Here is a 243-nt window from a genome sequence, read left to right as displayed (position 1 = left end):
GGCCGGTCGTTCGTTCAAATATCACCGCCCGCGCGGCATTCTTTCCGCCGGTTCCGAAGAGCCGAATGCGCTGATGGGCGTTTCACGCGGACCGGGCCGTTTCGAGCCGAACACCCGCGCAACGGTGCTGGAACTCTATGACGGCCTCAAGGCCGAAACCCAGAACCACTGGCCGTCGCTGAAGCACGATGTCGGCGCGATCAACGACGCCTTCTACATGTTCTTCTCGGCAGGCTTTTACTA

1 protein-coding gene is annotated in these 243 nt (G+C 60.9%); it reads left to right on the top strand.

Going from position 1 to position 243, the window contains the following annotated elements; genetic code table 11:
- Positions 1-243 (top strand): 2Fe-2S iron-sulfur cluster-binding protein (locus tag SB719_RS22165; protein WP_412160036.1); only part of this gene is annotated, 243 nt, incomplete at both ends.

The organism is Pantoea sp. SIMBA_079 (assembly GCF_046940275.1).
GTDB lineage: Bacteria > Pseudomonadota > Gammaproteobacteria > Enterobacterales > Enterobacteriaceae > Pantoea > Pantoea borealis.
This window is presented reverse-complemented; position numbering and strand designations above follow the sequence as displayed.